The following is a 15,828-nucleotide window of genomic DNA, read 5'->3' as shown; positions in this document are numbered from 1 at the left end:
CTCAAAAAATGGCAATCACTACCCAGCAATTAATTCAATGGAAACAACAGGGACGTTCAATTGTGGCATTGACGGCCTGGGATTATGCGATCGCTCAACTCATCGATGCAGCTGGTGTAGACTTAATCCTTGTGGGTGACTCTATGGCAGTAGTTCTAGGGTATGAAACAACACTGCCGATAACTTTGGATGAGATGATCTACCACGCCAAATCTGTGCGTCGTGGGGTGAAACGGGCATTAGTAGTTGTAGATTTACCATTCTTGACGTATCAAGAAAGTCTTCAACAAGCAATGCACTCAGCTGGGCGGATACTGAAGGAAACGGGCGCTCAAGCGGTAAAATTGGAGGGTGGCTATCCAGCGATCGCAGAAACTATTGCTCGTTTAGTAGAAGCTGGAATTCCGGTAATGGGTCATGTAGGTTTGACACCCCAATCTGTACATCAATTGGGTTTACGACAACAAGGGAAAACCCAAGAAGCAAGTGAGAGAATTTTACTTGAAGCGATCGCTCTGGAACAAGCAGGTGTATTTTCTCTAGTTTTAGAGCATATCCCCGCAGATTTAGCAATGCAGATTACACAAAAACTTACGATTCCGACAATTGGTATCGGTGCAGGAACTCACTGCGATGGACAAGTTTTAGTTACCTCAGATGTAATCGGTCTTGCCGAGAAGCATCCACCATTTGCAAAAGTTTACACCAACTTGCGGGAGACAATTACCAAAGCTGTACAAGATTATGCCGTGGAAGTGCGCGATCGCAAATTTCCATAAACATGGATTTTACGATCAAAAAATACAAAAAACTGCCAATTAGTTAGTTTTCATCTGTGATAAATTATCCAATCAGAGAGCAGCACATTATAAAATTGCTGAAGTTCAAAATTGTGCTACAACATCCAGAGTGAAAACTGACAGCATATTTTATCGCTTATTTCAAGAATTTCCCAGTATCTTCTTTGAACTGATTGGCAATCCTCCTGAGACTGCAAATACCTATCAATTCTCTTCAGTTGAAATCAAACAAACTGCCTTTAGAATAGATGGTGTATTTCTTCCCACTCAAGACGAAGAAAATCCGATTTATTTCGTTGAAGTTCAATTTCAACCAGATTTAGATATTTATTTGCGCCTAGTTTCAGAAGTATTTCTCTATTTGCGGCAAAAGAAATCTAAAAATTCTTGGCGAGGAGTGGTGATTTATCCCAGAAGGAATATAGATACTGGTGAACGACAAGATTGCCACGAATTCTTCAACAGCGATCGTATTAGTATAATTTACTTGGATGAACTAGGCGAAGCTGCATCACTACCAATAGGTATTGCTACCCTAAAATTAGTAATTGAAAATGAAGATACAACTATTACTAGCGCAAGAGTTTTAATCAACCGTACCAAACAAGCGGTAAATTTACAACTTCCACAAAAACAATTACTAGAATTAATAGAGACAATCCTGGTTTATAAATTGCCTAACATAAGTCGAGAGGAGATAGAAGCGATGTTTGGGTTAAGTGAGTTGAAGCAAACACGGGTTTATCAAGAAGCTAAACAAGAAGGCAAACAAAAAGGTCGTTTTGAGGCAAAGTTAGAAGCTGTACCTAAACTGCTAGCACTAGGTTTAAGTGTGGAACAGATATCACAGGCGTTAGATTCGGATGTTGCACAAGTCCAGCAAACAGTACAGCAAATACCTCTCAATGAATAAGTTCAGACAAGCGATGTCTGGCTACAAGACGCTTCTCTACGAGACGCTGCGCCAATGCATCTACGCATCTTCCTAACTAAAAATCTCAGCTAGAAACCCCATACTTAGAGGTGCAGTAATGATACAACAAGTCACATCAGAAACCCCAATCGAAGTTATCTACCCAGAAAGTGACGGGCAACCAATGGCGGATAATACAGAACAATTTGCATGGATTGTCAAAATTAAAGAAAATTTAGAAATCTTATTTGCATCCTCAGCTGATGTATTTATCGCCGGAGATTTGTTTTGGTATCCAGTTAAAGGAAGCCCTAATATTAAACAAGCGCCTGATACGCTGGTAGTCTTTGGCAGACCAAAAGTAAAACGGGGTTCCTATTTACAGTGGGATGAAGATAATATACCTCCGCAGGTAGTATTTGAAATACTCTCACCAGGTAATACGCTCAAAGAAATGACCAAAAAATTGCAGTTTTACCAGCGTTACGGTGTGGAAGAATATTATATTTACGATCCAGAAAAAAACGATTTAAATGGCTTGCTCCGTTCTGGGGATAGTTTTGAAGTCATTGAAGAAATGAATGGCTGGGTAAGTCCGCGTTTGGAAATCCGTTTTCAACTAACATCGGATACGCTGGAAATTTTTTCCCCTTCTGGACAAAAGTTTTTGAGTCCCGTAGAAATTGACCAGTTGCGTGAACAAGAACGTCAAGCAAAGGAGGCAGCTTTACAAGAATTAGAAAAAGAGCGCGATCGCTATCAAGAATTACTAGCTAAACTCAAAGAAAAGGGAATTGATACAGATAATTTATAATTGCTACTGTTGTATTTACAGAAGTAGTCATGAATTAGGTGTTTTTATTTAATTTTACTTCTGTGATGCTGATAGATACTTATAATATTAGGAACTAAAAATTTAACTATGGAACAACAACCGATACAAGTAATTGGAGGTGGACTAGCTGGGACAGAGGCAGCGTGGCAAATAGCCCAAGCTGGAGTACCGGTAATTCTCCATGAAATGCGGCCAAAACGCTTCAGCCCTGCTCATCATACAGAACATTTGGCAGAATTAGTGTGTAGTAATTCCTTTGGGGCAATGGCAAGCGATCGCGCAGCAGGATTATTGCACGAAGAATTACGCCAACTAGGTTCTATTGTCATCTCCAAAGCTGATGAACACGCCGTACCTGCGGGTGGGGCGTTAGCGGTAGACAGGGGACAATTTGGCCAAGACTTGACTCAAACTTTAGCCAACCATCCTTTAATTGAATTTCGCCGGGGTGAAGTATCTGCGATTCCTGAAGGAATTGTAGTTTTGGCAACCGGGCCTTTAACCAGTCCCGATTTAGCTGAAGATTTGCAACGCTTTACGGGGATGAAATACCTCAGCTTTTTCGATGCCGCTAGTCCAATTATTGTCGGAGAATCCATTAACCGTGATGTTGCTTTTATGGCATCACGTTATGACAAAGGTGAAGCCGCCTATCTCAACTGCCCAATGAATAAAGAGCAGTATTTGCACTTTAGAGAAGAACTTTGCAAAGCGGAACAAACAGAACTCAAAGGTTTTGAACGGGAAACGGCGAAATTTTTTGAAGCGTGTTTACCCATTGAAGAACTAGCACAGCGTGGGGAAGATACCATGCGCTATGGCCCGCTAAAGCCGGTAGGATTGTCAGATAGTCGCACCGGGGAACGTCCTTATGCTGTGGTGCAGTTGCGACAAGAAGATAAAGCCGGTCAACTGTGGAATATGGTAGGATTTCAAACTAATCTGCGTTGGGGTGAGCAAAAACGCATATTTCAGCTAATCCCAAGTTTGGAAAAAGCGGAGTTTGTGCGCTTGGGAGTAATGCACCGCAATACTTTTATTAATGCTCCTCAGCTAATGCATCCGACTCTGCAATTTAAAGAGCGTCCGACATTGTTGGCTGCGGGACAATTGATTGGTACTGAAGGCTATACTGCGGCGGCGGCGGGTGGGTGCTTGGCGGGAATTAATGCAGCGCGGCTAGCTTTGGGTAAAGAACCTTTAGTTTTGCCACCAACAACAATGATGGGTGCGTTACTGGAATTTATTAGTTCCGCTTCGCCGAAGCATTTTCAACCAATGCCGCCCAACTTTGGGATTTTTCCCGAATTGGGTGCGAAAATCAAAAGTAAGCAGGAGCGTTACGGACGTTACCGCGATCGCTCTTTAACCGATTTAGCAAACTGGAAAGCTAATCAGAATTAATGGGAATTGGGAATTGAGAATTGGAGAGAATAACATCGCCTCTTTCCCCTCTGCTCCCCTGCTCCCCTGCTCCCCTGCCCCCCTGCTCCCCTGCTCCCCTGCCCCCTGCCCCCCTGCCTCTTCTCCCCACTCCCTATTTAATAAAACTTCAAATAGGTTTATTATCCTTTAAAATATTTTGCAGAAAATTAGGTAAGGTATATGGCTGATATTGTTGATATTGCAGTTACGGCTGAGTCTTTCAAAACACTGGTAGCAGCTGTACAAGCTGCTGGTTTAGTAGAAACATTGAAAAGTCCTGGCCCCTTCACTGTCTTTGCACCAAATGACGATGCTTTTGCCAAGTTACCACCGGGAACTATCCAAACTCTGTTACAAAATATTCCCCAGCTAACGCGGATCTTAAAGTATCATGTCGTTCCCGGAAAGCTGCTAAAGGCTGATTTGGCAGAACTCGGTACAGTTAATTCTGTAGAAGGTTCACCTATTAAAATTCATTCTTCAGATGGTTTTGAAGTTAAAAATGCCACAGTTTTAGCAGCAGATATCGAAGCTGATAATGGCGTAGTACACGTTATCGATACCGTGATTTTACCAGGTTAATTCAGCCAGGGTGGAAACATCCACCCTATTTATCTAAAATCTTTATAATTAACTAACTATTGAGTAGTATCAAAACGCAACTCAATATTTTAATTTATGTTATGTTTGCAATGTGATTACTCACTCATCTGTTAATGTAAATTTAGTAATTTTAAAATAAATTAAGTTCTTAAAAAGCTAACATCTATCCCAAGAACATTAATGCTCGATTTTAACACCTTAGTAGAGTTCTCTCGTGGCAACTGCATAGGTATTTGTGCGTTTCTCGTACCAGCAAACTTGATTGTCACAATTTTAACGATGAGCTTAGTAGCCTTACGTCGCCCATCATATCAAGTGTGGCAATCTGCTGGAATTGCCAGCTTTTTCGCTTCCGTAATGATATTGCACGTTTACACTTGGTTCATGATTGGCGTGGTGATGGCTCCTACTTACATCTTGCTGTGGTTAGCAATCACGTGTTTGGTGACTAATTTGGCAGCAATTCTTTTTCAAAGACGTTACAATAACAGCCCTACTTTTTCTAACAACGTCTGAAATCTAGACTTCTCCATTCATGCTCAAGGATGGCATATAGCCAAGAGTCTCGCCATTCTCCCTTTATCCAATGGTGTTCTCGCAAATATCCTTCCTGCTGCATTCCGATTTTTTCCATAACTCGTGCTGAAGCAATGTTTTCTGGATGACAAGTCGCAATGATGCGATGTAAGTCTAACTCCTTAAAACCGAAGGATAGAATTGCTTTTACAGTTTCTGTCGCATATCCGTATCCCCAAAATTCCTTAGTAAAACAGTATCCAATAGAGCCTGTTTTATTACCAATATCCTTAACGGATATGCGACAGATACCAATTAATTGATTTTAGGCTTTTAAAGTCACTGCTAAGGCAAAATGCCGACGGGGTTTTTCTCCTTGTAATGCAATCTCTCTTTGCAAAAACTTTTTAGTCTCTTCTTCGTTATTAGGGCCAAATGTCAAATAGCGCACAACTTCACGATCGCTAGCATATCGATAAACTGCTGGCCAATCAGATTCTACAAAGTCTCGCAGTATGAGACGTTGGGTTTCTAGCGGTATCATCTAGAAAATTCTGCACGTAACTGATTGACAACCCGATCTAGCCCCACAGAATGAGCGGCTTTAAACAATAAACGATCGCCTGTTTGCACAAATGTCTTTAACCTAGCCACCAAATCGACATGAGTTGCAAAGCACTCCGATGGGATACCTTTGGCACTTTGAACGATCGCTTCGGCATCTTCTCCATCTACCAAAACCAACAAACCGTCTAAATTCAACTTTCGTACTGTTTCTCCCACTTGCTGGTGCAACTGCTGCGATCGCTCCCCTAATTCTTTCATCGCACCCAACACAGCAATCTTCCGTTTTCCGGGTGTATCTGCCAATAATTGCAACGCTGCAATCATAGCTTCTGGTGCAGCATTATAAGTTTCATCTAAGATTACCACATCATTAGCTAAGTTAAATCGCTGCGATCGTCCTGTGGGCATATCCACCTCCACACCTGCTTTCAGGGTTGCCCAATCGATCCCCAACACCTTTGCCACCGCTAAAGCTGCTAAAAAATTAATCGCATTGTGACGGCCGGGTAGCGGTAGAGGTAGTTGGATTCCGGCAACTTCCACAGTTTCGTTATCAATTAACTCCCCTTGAATATCCCCACCAGAAAAGCCGTAAGTTAAAACTTCTCCGTGCCAATATTTTGCCGCCGTGGTCATTAATAAAGGATTGTCGCGGTTGAGAATTGCCACACTATCAGCAGCCATCTCAACTAACAACTCACATTTTGCCTCAGCGATCGCTTCTTCGGAACCCAGTAACTCAATATGTGCCGTCCCCACATTGGTAATTAATCCAATTGTTGGACGCGCTATTTGGGTTAGTTCGGCAATTTGTCCCCTACCCCGCATCGCCATTTCAATCACGGCATAGTCATTTTCTGCGCCAAGTTCTAGGAGAGTTTTTGGGACACCAATTTCGTTGTTGTAATTTCCATAAGTTTTGTGAACTCGTCCCTTTGTTCCTAAAACTGCGGCGATCAATTCTTTGGTTGTAGTTTTACCCACGGAACCAGTTACACCAATTACAGGAATATTAAAGCGATCGCGCCACCATCTGGCGATTTGCTGATATGCCTTGAGAGTGTCTTTTACCTGCAATACTGGTAAACCGGGATTTTCGTATTCAAAATCTACAATTGCTGCTATTGCACCCTTTGCGATCGCAATTGGCACAAATTCATGTCCATCAAATTTCTCGCCTCGCAAAGCCAGAAATACTTCACCTGGCTTTAGGGCGCGGCTATCTGTTTGTATACCGCTACTTACTTGTATTAAAGCAGTTTCAGATAAGTTTATCGGACTGGCCAAAAGAACTTCAACCAGTTGGGTTAGGGTCGCAGAGCAATGCATAAGTAATTTACAATTTAAATTTCTGACATAATACTGCATTGAACAACAAAATTTCATGATTTACGCACTAAAAACCTGAAACCTAGATCCTCGTTTTTAAGGGTTTGGGTAATATCTTGTGCATAATTCCTAGAGTTGTGACTTCTCGAAAAAGTTACCAATCTAAACCTAGCCATAACAACACCAAAAATAGTGCCAAAAAAGTTTAACTTCTTTGGCACACTTTCTTTATAAGCTATTTATATAGTTTAATTAAGAATATATTTTATCGCTCTATCCACGATTTTTAATTAAGATTACTTGCATAATTTGCATTGCTCTCTCACTAGAAACGTTTAAAGCTTGATATAAATCGTTTAAGAAGTTTTTTTCTTCTTCAGCTACAATTCCCTCAGCTAAGACGAAATCAGTGGCTACTGCAAAGGCTGATTCTCGCAAGTCTTGAGATAGAGAATCTTTGGCTGCATCGAATAAAGCATTAAAACCATCACCCTGGAGAATGCCCAAGATTTTGTCGAACAGCCTATCCATCATTTCATGGGGATAACTTTTAAAAAGTTTCATCCGAGATAGCACAAAAGTGATAGAATTTGCTTGCTCAACAGAAAGATAACCGTCTGATGCTGTTGCTATCAAAATAATGACAGCAAAGGCTTCGGCTGGATTGAGTGCCGCTTGAGTTTGGTTTTCTGTGTCCAAAACAGCGTCGAATAGACCCATTATAGTAACTCCTTGGTTAGAGTCTCAATAGCGTTACTGCTACCTGTGTATTTGGTATATTTACAGGTAAAACTGTAACGTTATGAGACTTTCATGCTTTAGTATTCCCAGGATTTCTCAACAGCGAACACCTGCACCCAATGGCTTTTGGCAAAAACTATACTGCCATTTGTAAACTTAACGTTCTCCTGTTTTTTCTATTGTTTCAATTACCGCCAAACCTATACCAGAAGCTGCTATTAGCAATACTGCTGATATTAAATAGGCGTTGGTTAGCATCCGTAGGGCTTCATCGAAAAAAATGTAGGTGGTCATTGCTTCACCTTTTGAATTTTGTGCTGCTAGTGCTTTTTATTTCTCCACACCCAGATAGGTGAATTTCGCTGAGAAACTACTAGCAATTGCATCTTAACAAAACTTTAGCTCTTTCAGAACCCCGTTCAAAGTTTTTCTTTCTGAAGATTTAATGAACTTGACAAAAAATCTCATTGGGCATTACGCACAGTGGAAAGACTTATGCAACTTTCCCTCTACTCCCATGCTCAATAAACCTTTGCCTGTTTTATTTTTGCTAACTTAATATCCATTAATGAGAAATATAGTCAACCTCTTTGGGGAATTCAAAATGACGCTCTCTACGAGACGTTAAAAGAGTACGCGGACTCGCTCATAGCGCTGATATGCCGCAGGCTTTACGCTGTACTATCCGCTAGTTGTACAGAATTCTGACTTCTGTTTTAATAAAAGAAAAAGGGCATAGACAAGGATTAAACCTGTTTTTAATTTTAAATTGGTTAAAGTAAACAGCGCTCAATAGTTGCTACAACTGATTGAGAAAGAGTGTCAAAATCGTAACCACCTTCTAAGCCAAAAAGAATTTTACGAGTTAGTCCTAGACAATAATCAGTAAATAAAGCGTAGTCTTCTGGCTGTAAATTGATACTTGCCAAAGGATCTGCGGCATTGCCATCATAACCCGCACTCACAATCAGTAAATCCGCCTGAAAGTTGGCTAAAAACGGTACTACCTGTTTCTCAAATAGTGGCTGATATTCGGCAATATCACTACCAGGGCGTACTGGTAAATTTAATACATTATTATGAAAGCCGCGTTCTGTTGCTCTCCCAGTACCGGGGTAGCATGGATATTGATGTAGGGAACAGTAGGCGATGCGTGCTTCACTTTCAACGATCGCTTGAGTACCATTACCGTGATGTACATCCCAATCGAGGATGGCGACGCGGTTAACTCCGGGTTGTTCGAGGGCAAAGAAAGCGGCGATCGCAGCATTAGAAAATAGGCAAAAGCCCATCCCCGCATCGCTTTCTGCATGATGCCCTGGAGGACGTGCTAATACAAAAGCTGGATTAGCCGACTTTAACACAGCTTCAACACCATCCAACCATGCACTGACTGCCAGCAAAGCCACATCATAACTGCGCGGGGAAACTGGCGTATCTCCATCCAAAGGGCCGCCGCCACTAGAAGCGATTTGCCAAAGTTTTTTAATATAGGCTGGGCTATGGGCTTTAACCAACATAGACATCAGTGCTGGCTGTTCTGATGTTGGTGTGGGCGATCGCCAGTCAATTTTATCTGCAAATGTAGCTGCTTTTAAAGCGGTGGCGATCGCACTTAAACGCTCTGGTTTTTCGGGATGGTATTTTCCAGTCTTGTGATCTAAAAATTCGTCGGAATAAATGACTGGCAGCATAGGACGAAAAAGTTGGCAGCAAGACAATGAATGCTATTGTATCGTCACTAGCACAAACAGTTTTCCCTTTTACTAGAACACAGGTGGAAAAAATTTAAGTTTCGTAAAGATGTATTGAACTGAACAAACATGATGCTAGATTAAGAGCAAGGTACAAACAGGTTAAAAGTTACTAAAAACTTTCATATTAGAGCCTGTACCTTCCGCTCTAATAACACTGCGATCGCTCTGAACTTGTGGCATCCATTGAATATGTTTTTACTTTAAGTTCAATGAGTTGTTTTGGAGGTTTTGAAAACGCACAGTCAGAAAATGCCTGCCTAGTTAGAATATAAGGATGTGCAATTCTGAGTATAGCGATCGCCAATACTGTCCACCTTAGTTGAGTTACTTACTTCTGAATTCTCCAATCTTCAAGAAACCGCCCCAAGCTGCTGATATTCATCCATCGTAGCTTCCGGCGGTTTCTGCTTTGAGTGTTTTCATTTCAATTGCAGATTGATAGATAAGGGCTTTCATTTGTCCTTTGTTATGTATTTAGACCAATGACCAATGACTAATAACTAATGACCAATTAAGGTAATTACAGTCACTTCTGGCGGGCAAAATAAACGTCCTGGTTTATAAGTTCCTAAACCCCGATTGACATATAGTTGATTTTCTTGCACCTTGTGAAATCCTTGCGCCCACTCCCAATATCGCACGACTTTAGAACAGTCTCCTAGAAAAAATGTTACCCAACGCCGTAATTTTTTGGGAATTTGTTTGAGTAACTTTTTATAATAGAAAACTACAGGGCCAATGCCAGGAATTACAATGTGGCCGCCGTGAGTATGACCAGATAATTGCAAATCTACGCGCCATTGTTGTAGTATCTTTGCTGTATCTGGGTTATGGGATAAAACAATGCGGGGTGTAACAGAATCTAGTTGATTCATGACTAGTGCAGGGTAAAATTCCTGTGACCAATAATCAGCTAGTCCTACCAATGGTAATTCTTTTCCTAGTGGATAGGCGATTTCATTCCAAAGCACATGCACCCCAATACTAGTAAACGCCTGTGTAACTTCTGCTTTTGAATGGCTGTAATAAATATCGTGATTACCCAGTACAGCGTAGATACCACAGCGACTTTGCAGATGTTTGAGTCGATGCACCAATTGATGAATCGGTGTCGGATCGTCAGTTACATAGTCACCAGTTAATAGAATTAAATCCGGTTCAGCTTCGTTAGTAAGTGCGATCGCTTTTTCTAACATCTCTTCCGACAGCCGCAAACCATCGTAGTGAAAATCTGACAACTGCACTAGCGTTGTACCTTGTAAAGATGCTGGAAGTTCCGCAATCTTAACCGTGATTTTATCTACTCTTAAATGTCCCGTAAACAACCAATGCATAAGGCAAGCAATACTCCTCATACCAGCGCTTACAGCTTACCAAAAATAAAAATGTAACTTGATAAACTGCAATAATTTATGTCATATATAGCAGTCTGCTTTGATTTTTGAATTCATTTGCCTAGAGACGCAAGAGGCAATAGGCGGTAGTCTATTCAAGTTGTATTTAGCTCCGCAAAAATAAAATAGGATTCCTATACTCCAAATATAATTAGCTAGTTAGCTTAAATCCTTAAGTTAAACTGAGAAGACCTTGTTTTAATTTGCTCTTAACTGATTAACCATAATACCTATAGGAATCATATTTGATTTCTGAAAAATCTAAGTATTTGTAGGGTGTGTTAGGCATAAGCCGTAACGCGCCATTCTTAAGGCTTTGGTGCCGTACTCTTTGCGCTCACACCCTACGCATCTTTTCAAAAATCAAATAGTAGTCCTATATTTTGATTCTGTTCATTAATTCTAAAATTTGAATTATCGAACGAAGGCAGCGTTACAGGAGGAAGAAAATATATTTTTTACCTTCTAGCTTCTACCTCCTGCCTCCTTCCCTACTCACTTTGTAGTGTGATTATAGTAACTTCTGGGCGGCAAAATAACCGTCCTGGGAGATAAGTTCCCAAACCACGATTGACATACATCTGATTTTTTCCGATTCGATGGAAACCCTGTGCCCATTCCCAATGTTTGACTACAGAAACATTTGCTTCCAAAAATCGGACTCGACGGCGCACTGCTAAGGGTATGTTTTTTGCAATCTTGCTGTAAATCAACGCCCCCGGGCCAAGTCCAGGAATCACGATTTGGCCACCGTGAGTATGACCAGATAATTGTAAATCAACTCGCCATGCTTGCAGTATCTCCGCAGTATCTGGGTTGTGGGATAATACAATACAGGGTGTGTCGGGGTTTAATTGATTCATCACTGGTACAGGATTGAATTCCCGTGACCAACTATCCGCCAGTCCAACGAGTGGCAATTCTTTTCCTAGTGGGTAGGCAATTTCATTCCAAAGGACATGGATGCCAATGCTAGTAAGGGCATCTGTAACCTCTACTTTTGCTTGTTTGTAATGTATATCATGATTGCCAAGAGCCGCATAGATACCACTGCGACTTTGCAAATGTTTGAGTCTAAGTATCAGTTGATGAATCGGTGTCGGATTGTCAGTTACATAGTCGCCAGTTAATAAAATTAAATCTGGTTTAGCTTCGTTAGTAACTGCGATCGCTTTTTCTAACATCTCTTCCGACAGCCGCAAACCATCGTAGTGAAAATCTGACAACTGCACCAGTTTCTTACCTTGTAACGATACAGGCAAACCTGCAATGTTAACCGTCAATTTTTCTGTACTCAACGGCCCAGATAATAACCAATGCATAAGACGTTCAATAAATCTATATGATAGCGCTTACAGCTTAACCAAACATCGTTGTTTTGTATGTAGCTACTAGGGCAACTTTTTTAAAATTTCATGAAAGCTCTATAATGTAGCGTATTTATACTTACTTAAAGTATAAAGAAATTAGTAAAATAAATAATAAGTTTCATTGTATATATCCAGAAGAAGTTTGTATTCGCGCTAGCGATCTCCTTTATTACTGGGGTATACATATCTTTGAAAACCCAGAAAAGCCTGCGAGTAGATTAGCTTTTGATCTGGTTGGCGGAAGATGCTACCCGCGCGAAGATTTTATCAATTTAGCAGACTATAGGAATCATATTTGATTTCTGAAAAATCTAAGTATTTGTAGAGTGTGTTAGGCGTAAGCCGTAACGCACCATTCTTAAGACTTTGGTGCGTTAGCGACAGCGTAACGCAACGCCAGTGACGCTCCTGCGTCGCTACCGCTCAAGTCGGGAAACCTGTCCATGCGACTGGCTCCCCTACGTATCTTTTCAAAAATAAAAATTTCGTTCAAAAATCAAATAGTAGTCCTATATATTGAAAGAGTAGCTGGTAAGTAGGCAGGCGTAATTAAATATAAGATCAAACCTCACCCTCAATCCTTCTCCAAAGTATCGGAGAGGGAAGCGGGAGGCAGGGTGAGGTATTTAATTTGAACCACTTACTTGTATATAAATTTGATTTGATTACTGAATTACTCGTGGAGACATGGGACAGGGAACAGGAAAGAAAAAATGATAGTTTTAGTGAGTTTTGTTCAAAAATCAAGTAGGAATCCTATATGAATTCTTAAAGCTAATTGAGACTTTTAATAAAAAACTACGATTAGATTACACCAATCTTTATTTGATTTATTAATAAATAAAAAATAGCGTTACCATAATAAAAGGCAAACGCTATTTTTCATTTAATTCCCGATAGTTAAAAGAATTTACTAAATATCCTTCAGTCATTATCCGCGATTTTGCTTTTATACAGCACTGCGGTTGGTTATTAAATTCCACAAGAAAACTGCAACAATTGCACCAAGAACTGCTACTGCAATACCTGGAATGCTGAGACTAGGAGCAGCTAAACTTAACGTTCCTGTACTGAAAAATACTCCTAAGCTACCGCCAACGAAAGCACCGATAATTCCTAACAAGATTGTTCCCAGAATTCCGCCACCTTGATGACCGGGGTAGATAGCCTTAGCGATCGCACCAGCAATTAGACCTAAAACAATCCAAGCAAGAATATTCATTGTAATTAAATGGGTAAACGTTTTTCACTCACGAATACATATTATCAATCTCAATCTTTTGATTCCATCTACCATCAGAATTAATTATTAATATCCATGAGGAATAGTTTAATTGCAACTCTAGGTATTAGGTTTGATTTGGAGAAAATATCCGTAGGATATGAGCGCAAAGAGTACGGCATCAAACCCCTGACAATAGTTAGTGCGTTACGAACTCCGTTCTAACACAGTCATTGAATATGAAGTTAGGGAAGTGAAGCGAACCTGATAATAGTTAGTGCGTTACGAACTCCGTTCTAACACACTCTACAAATACTTAATTTCGTTCAAAAATCAAATAGTAATCCATAGGTTTATGGATATTTAGGATAATTAGTTAAAAAAAGCTCCTAGTAGGTCTTAAACTAGGAGCCGATCAAACTATTGCTTGGTAATTGAAGTATATGTCTTTTTAATTAGCTCTCTCCTCTACTAGAAGAATTAAGCTGAGTTTTCAAAGACTGTCTCTAAAGTAATGTAAAAGAGATAAAATCAGGTGATGTCTACGATGGGCGTAGTTGTAGGAACTTAATTTTCAACATTCCGCACTTAGATATCGTCAGGATATAGTTTGATACAAAAAACAAGCGCTAAGGGGATGGACATTGGGCATTGGGGATTAGTTACTGGGTATTAGTATTGAAAATTAGGTGTTAGGAAAACTATTCTCTAGTTCTCATTCCCTAGTCCTCAATCTCTAATTCCCAGTTAAAATGCCTAATGAAATTTGGTTATCACAGTTGCAAAGACATAGAGCGATCGCAGTTATCCGTGCCCCTAAAATTGAAGTGGGGTATCAAATGGCAATGGCTGTAGCATCTGGGGGAATGCAGATCGTTGAGATTACCTGGAATAGCTCACGCGCTGGGGAATTAATCACTCAACTACGCTCAGAATTACCAGCCTGCACCATTGGTACTGGTACGTTATTCAATGTGCAACAGCTACAAGAAGCGATCGCATCTGGGGCGCAATTCCTCTTTACACCCCATGTTGACTCAGCAATGATTCAAGCAGCACAAGAAAAAAATGTACCTATTATCCCAGGGGCGCTGACTCCTACAGAAATTGTTACCGCCTGGAGTCAGGGTGCTAGTTGTGTAAAAGTGTTCCCCGTGCAAGCAGTAGGAGGGGCTGATTATATCAAAAGTTTGCAAGGCCCACTAAGTCAGATTCCCTTAATTCCTACTGGCGGCGTGACTTTAGAAAATGCCAAAGAATTTTTACAAGCCGGAGCGATCGCTGTCGGTTTGAGCAATGAGTTATTTCCCAAAAAGCTTGTCACAGAGGGAAATTGGCAAGCGATCGCATCTGGGGCCAAAAAGCTGATACAACAGTTAGGTTAACTTAGAACAAAGCATCAAAAATTCACGTCTATTAAAGTAATAGATAGAGAAATAAAGGTGAAAGCTGATAAGTTTCTCAAGACTTCATGATTTGAGTGGGAGTGTATCTAAAATGAAAAAATTAATTTATGCTGACTGGGTGCGTCGCTTAAAAATACTCTTGACTGGTACAGTACTATCCTTAAGTGTTTTTACTACTACTGGAACAAGTGAAGTTTGGGCGAATTCTAAAGATAAAATGATTGCACAAACAATCCAGACATTGCAAAAATCAGATCAGCGTTGGATTCAAATTGATCTTTCAAAGCAACGGTTAATAGCTTGGGAAGGAGACAGAGTGGTTTATGGAAGTGCTATTTCCTCGGGTAAAAAAGCAACTCCCACTCTTGTTGGAACATTTAAAATTCAATCCAAGTTCAAAACTACCCGAATGCGGGGAGAAGACTACAATGTTCCTAACGTTCCTCATGCAATGTTTTACCAAGGTAATTACGGTATTCACGGTGCTTACTGGCATAAAAAGTTTGGTACTCCAATGAGCCACGGCTGCGTGAATCTTGCACCAAAACACGCTAAATGGCTATTTGAGTGGGCATCGGTAGGTACACCAGTAATCATCCAAAAATAGTAGGTGAAGCAGCTAAAAAGCAATCTATGAAAGATCATTAACAACAAGAAATCAAGACAATTAAGTGATTCCCAGCAAGATTTTATGCTGGGAATCTTCGGAGTCGAAATTATTGAAATTGAAATAAAATATATTAGTCATTAGTCATTAGTTGGGAATCAATACTGTTCAGTTCAGTTAAGCCCAAAATACTTGTTATAGACACAAAATTTTATGTCTATACAGGTTTAATATCAGTACCAAAAATCCTTAACCCAAGGGTATTGATACCAATTCTTTATGAAGCTGCGCTAAATAAGGCTTCAAGGATAAAGTCGTAAGAAGTAAGAGAAGCAATCATCTC

General features: G+C 40.4%; 15 protein-coding genes and 1 pseudogene. 8 read left to right on the top strand and 8 right to left on the bottom strand.

From position 1 onward, the window contains the following. Window positions 1-8 precede the first annotated feature (8 nt). From panB to RMZ41_RS08175, 6 genes are all read left to right on the top strand, one after another. Window positions 9-779, top strand: a complete 771-nt coding sequence (gene panB, locus RMZ41_RS08200; RefSeq protein WP_174712666.1) for a 3-methyl-2-oxobutanoate hydroxymethyltransferase — start codon at window positions 9-11, stop codon at window positions 777-779. Between the two features lie 130 nt (window positions 780-909). Next, entirely contained in the window at window positions 910-1,713 is an 804-nt protein-coding gene (locus RMZ41_RS08195) for an Rpn family recombination-promoting nuclease/putative transposase (RefSeq protein ID WP_322734516.1), read from the top strand. 118 nt (window positions 1,714-1,831) lie between these two features. Further along, a complete protein-coding gene (locus RMZ41_RS08190) occupies window positions 1,832-2,527 on the top strand; it encodes a Uma2 family endonuclease (protein WP_322644558.1) in 696 nt (231 codons plus the stop codon). A 108-nt stretch (window positions 2,528-2,635) separates the two neighbouring features. Further along, window positions 2,636-3,952 (top strand): FADH(2)-oxidizing methylenetetrahydrofolate--tRNA-(uracil(54)-C(5))-methyltransferase TrmFO, encoded by a 1,317-nt coding sequence (trmFO, locus tag RMZ41_RS08185; protein ID WP_322644559.1) that lies wholly within the window; start codon window positions 2,636-2,638, stop codon window positions 3,950-3,952. A gap of 201 nt (window positions 3,953-4,153) precedes the next feature. After that, window positions 4,154-4,555: a fasciclin domain-containing protein gene (locus tag RMZ41_RS08180; RefSeq protein ID WP_104898847.1), complete on the top strand. Its 402-nt coding sequence runs from the start codon at window positions 4,154-4,156 to the stop codon at window positions 4,553-4,555. 201 nt (window positions 4,556-4,756) lie between these two features. Next, window positions 4,757-5,092: a hypothetical protein gene (locus RMZ41_RS08175; protein WP_322644560.1), complete on the top strand. Its 336-nt coding sequence runs from the start codon at window positions 4,757-4,759 to the stop codon at window positions 5,090-5,092. Here RMZ41_RS08175 and RMZ41_RS08170 read toward each other — a convergent pair. From RMZ41_RS08170 to RMZ41_RS08135, 8 genes and pseudogenes are all read right to left on the bottom strand, one after another. Beyond that, window positions 5,079-5,636, bottom strand: a pseudogene (locus tag RMZ41_RS08170) (GNAT family N-acetyltransferase). The gene RMZ41_RS08175 and the pseudogene RMZ41_RS08170 overlap by 14 nt on opposite strands. Beyond that, window positions 5,633-6,988, bottom strand: a complete 1,356-nt coding sequence (murF, locus tag RMZ41_RS08165) for a UDP-N-acetylmuramoyl-tripeptide--D-alanyl-D-alanine ligase (protein WP_322644561.1) — start codon at window positions 6,986-6,988, stop codon at window positions 5,633-5,635. Before murF ends, RMZ41_RS08170 begins: the two are co-directional and overlap by 4 nt. A 273-nt stretch (window positions 6,989-7,261) precedes the next feature. Next, window positions 7,262-7,708: a tellurite resistance TerB family protein gene (locus tag RMZ41_RS08160; RefSeq protein WP_322644562.1), complete on the bottom strand. Its 447-nt coding sequence runs from the start codon at window positions 7,706-7,708 to the stop codon at window positions 7,262-7,264. Window positions 7,709-7,885: 177 nt separating this feature from the next. Then, a complete protein-coding gene (locus RMZ41_RS08155) occupies window positions 7,886-8,023 on the bottom strand; it encodes a hypothetical protein (protein ID WP_292798388.1) in 138 nt (45 codons plus the stop codon). Window positions 8,024-8,502: 479 nt separating this feature from the next. Beyond that, window positions 8,503-9,423, bottom strand: coding sequence for a histone deacetylase (locus RMZ41_RS08150; RefSeq protein ID WP_322644563.1), 921 nt, complete (start codon window positions 9,421-9,423; stop codon window positions 8,503-8,505). A 563-nt stretch (window positions 9,424-9,986) separates the two neighbouring features. Then, window positions 9,987-10,820, bottom strand: coding sequence for a metallophosphoesterase (locus RMZ41_RS08145; RefSeq protein WP_322644564.1), 834 nt, complete (start codon window positions 10,818-10,820; stop codon window positions 9,987-9,989). A 551-nt stretch (window positions 10,821-11,371) separates the two neighbouring features. Beyond that, entirely contained in the window at window positions 11,372-12,202 is an 831-nt protein-coding gene (locus RMZ41_RS08140) for a metallophosphoesterase (RefSeq protein ID WP_322644565.1), read from the bottom strand. A gap of 997 nt (window positions 12,203-13,199) precedes the next feature. Next, on the bottom strand, window positions 13,200-13,472 hold the full coding sequence (locus RMZ41_RS08135) for a GlsB/YeaQ/YmgE family stress response membrane protein (protein ID WP_322644566.1): 273 nt from the start codon (window positions 13,470-13,472) through the stop codon (window positions 13,200-13,202). A 752-nt stretch (window positions 13,473-14,224) separates the two neighbouring features. On the opposite strand from RMZ41_RS08135, the gene RMZ41_RS08130 reads away from it, so the two are divergent. Together RMZ41_RS08130 and RMZ41_RS08125 are read left to right on the top strand one after the other, a co-directional pair. Beyond that, a complete protein-coding gene (locus RMZ41_RS08130) occupies window positions 14,225-14,857 on the top strand; it encodes a bifunctional 4-hydroxy-2-oxoglutarate aldolase/2-dehydro-3-deoxy-phosphogluconate aldolase (RefSeq protein ID WP_322644567.1) in 633 nt (210 codons plus the stop codon). A 112-nt stretch (window positions 14,858-14,969) separates the two neighbouring features. Further along, a complete protein-coding gene (locus tag RMZ41_RS08125) occupies window positions 14,970-15,485 on the top strand; it encodes a L,D-transpeptidase (RefSeq protein ID WP_322644568.1) in 516 nt (171 codons plus the stop codon). The last annotated feature ends 343 nt before the right edge of the window (window positions 15,486-15,828 follow it).

The organism is Nostoc sp. DedVER02 (genome assembly GCF_034530675.2).
GTDB lineage: Bacteria > Cyanobacteriota > Cyanobacteriia > Cyanobacteriales > Nostocaceae > Nostoc.
Note: the sequence above shows the minus strand (reverse complement) of the source record. Positions and strands in the feature narration are given on the sequence as shown.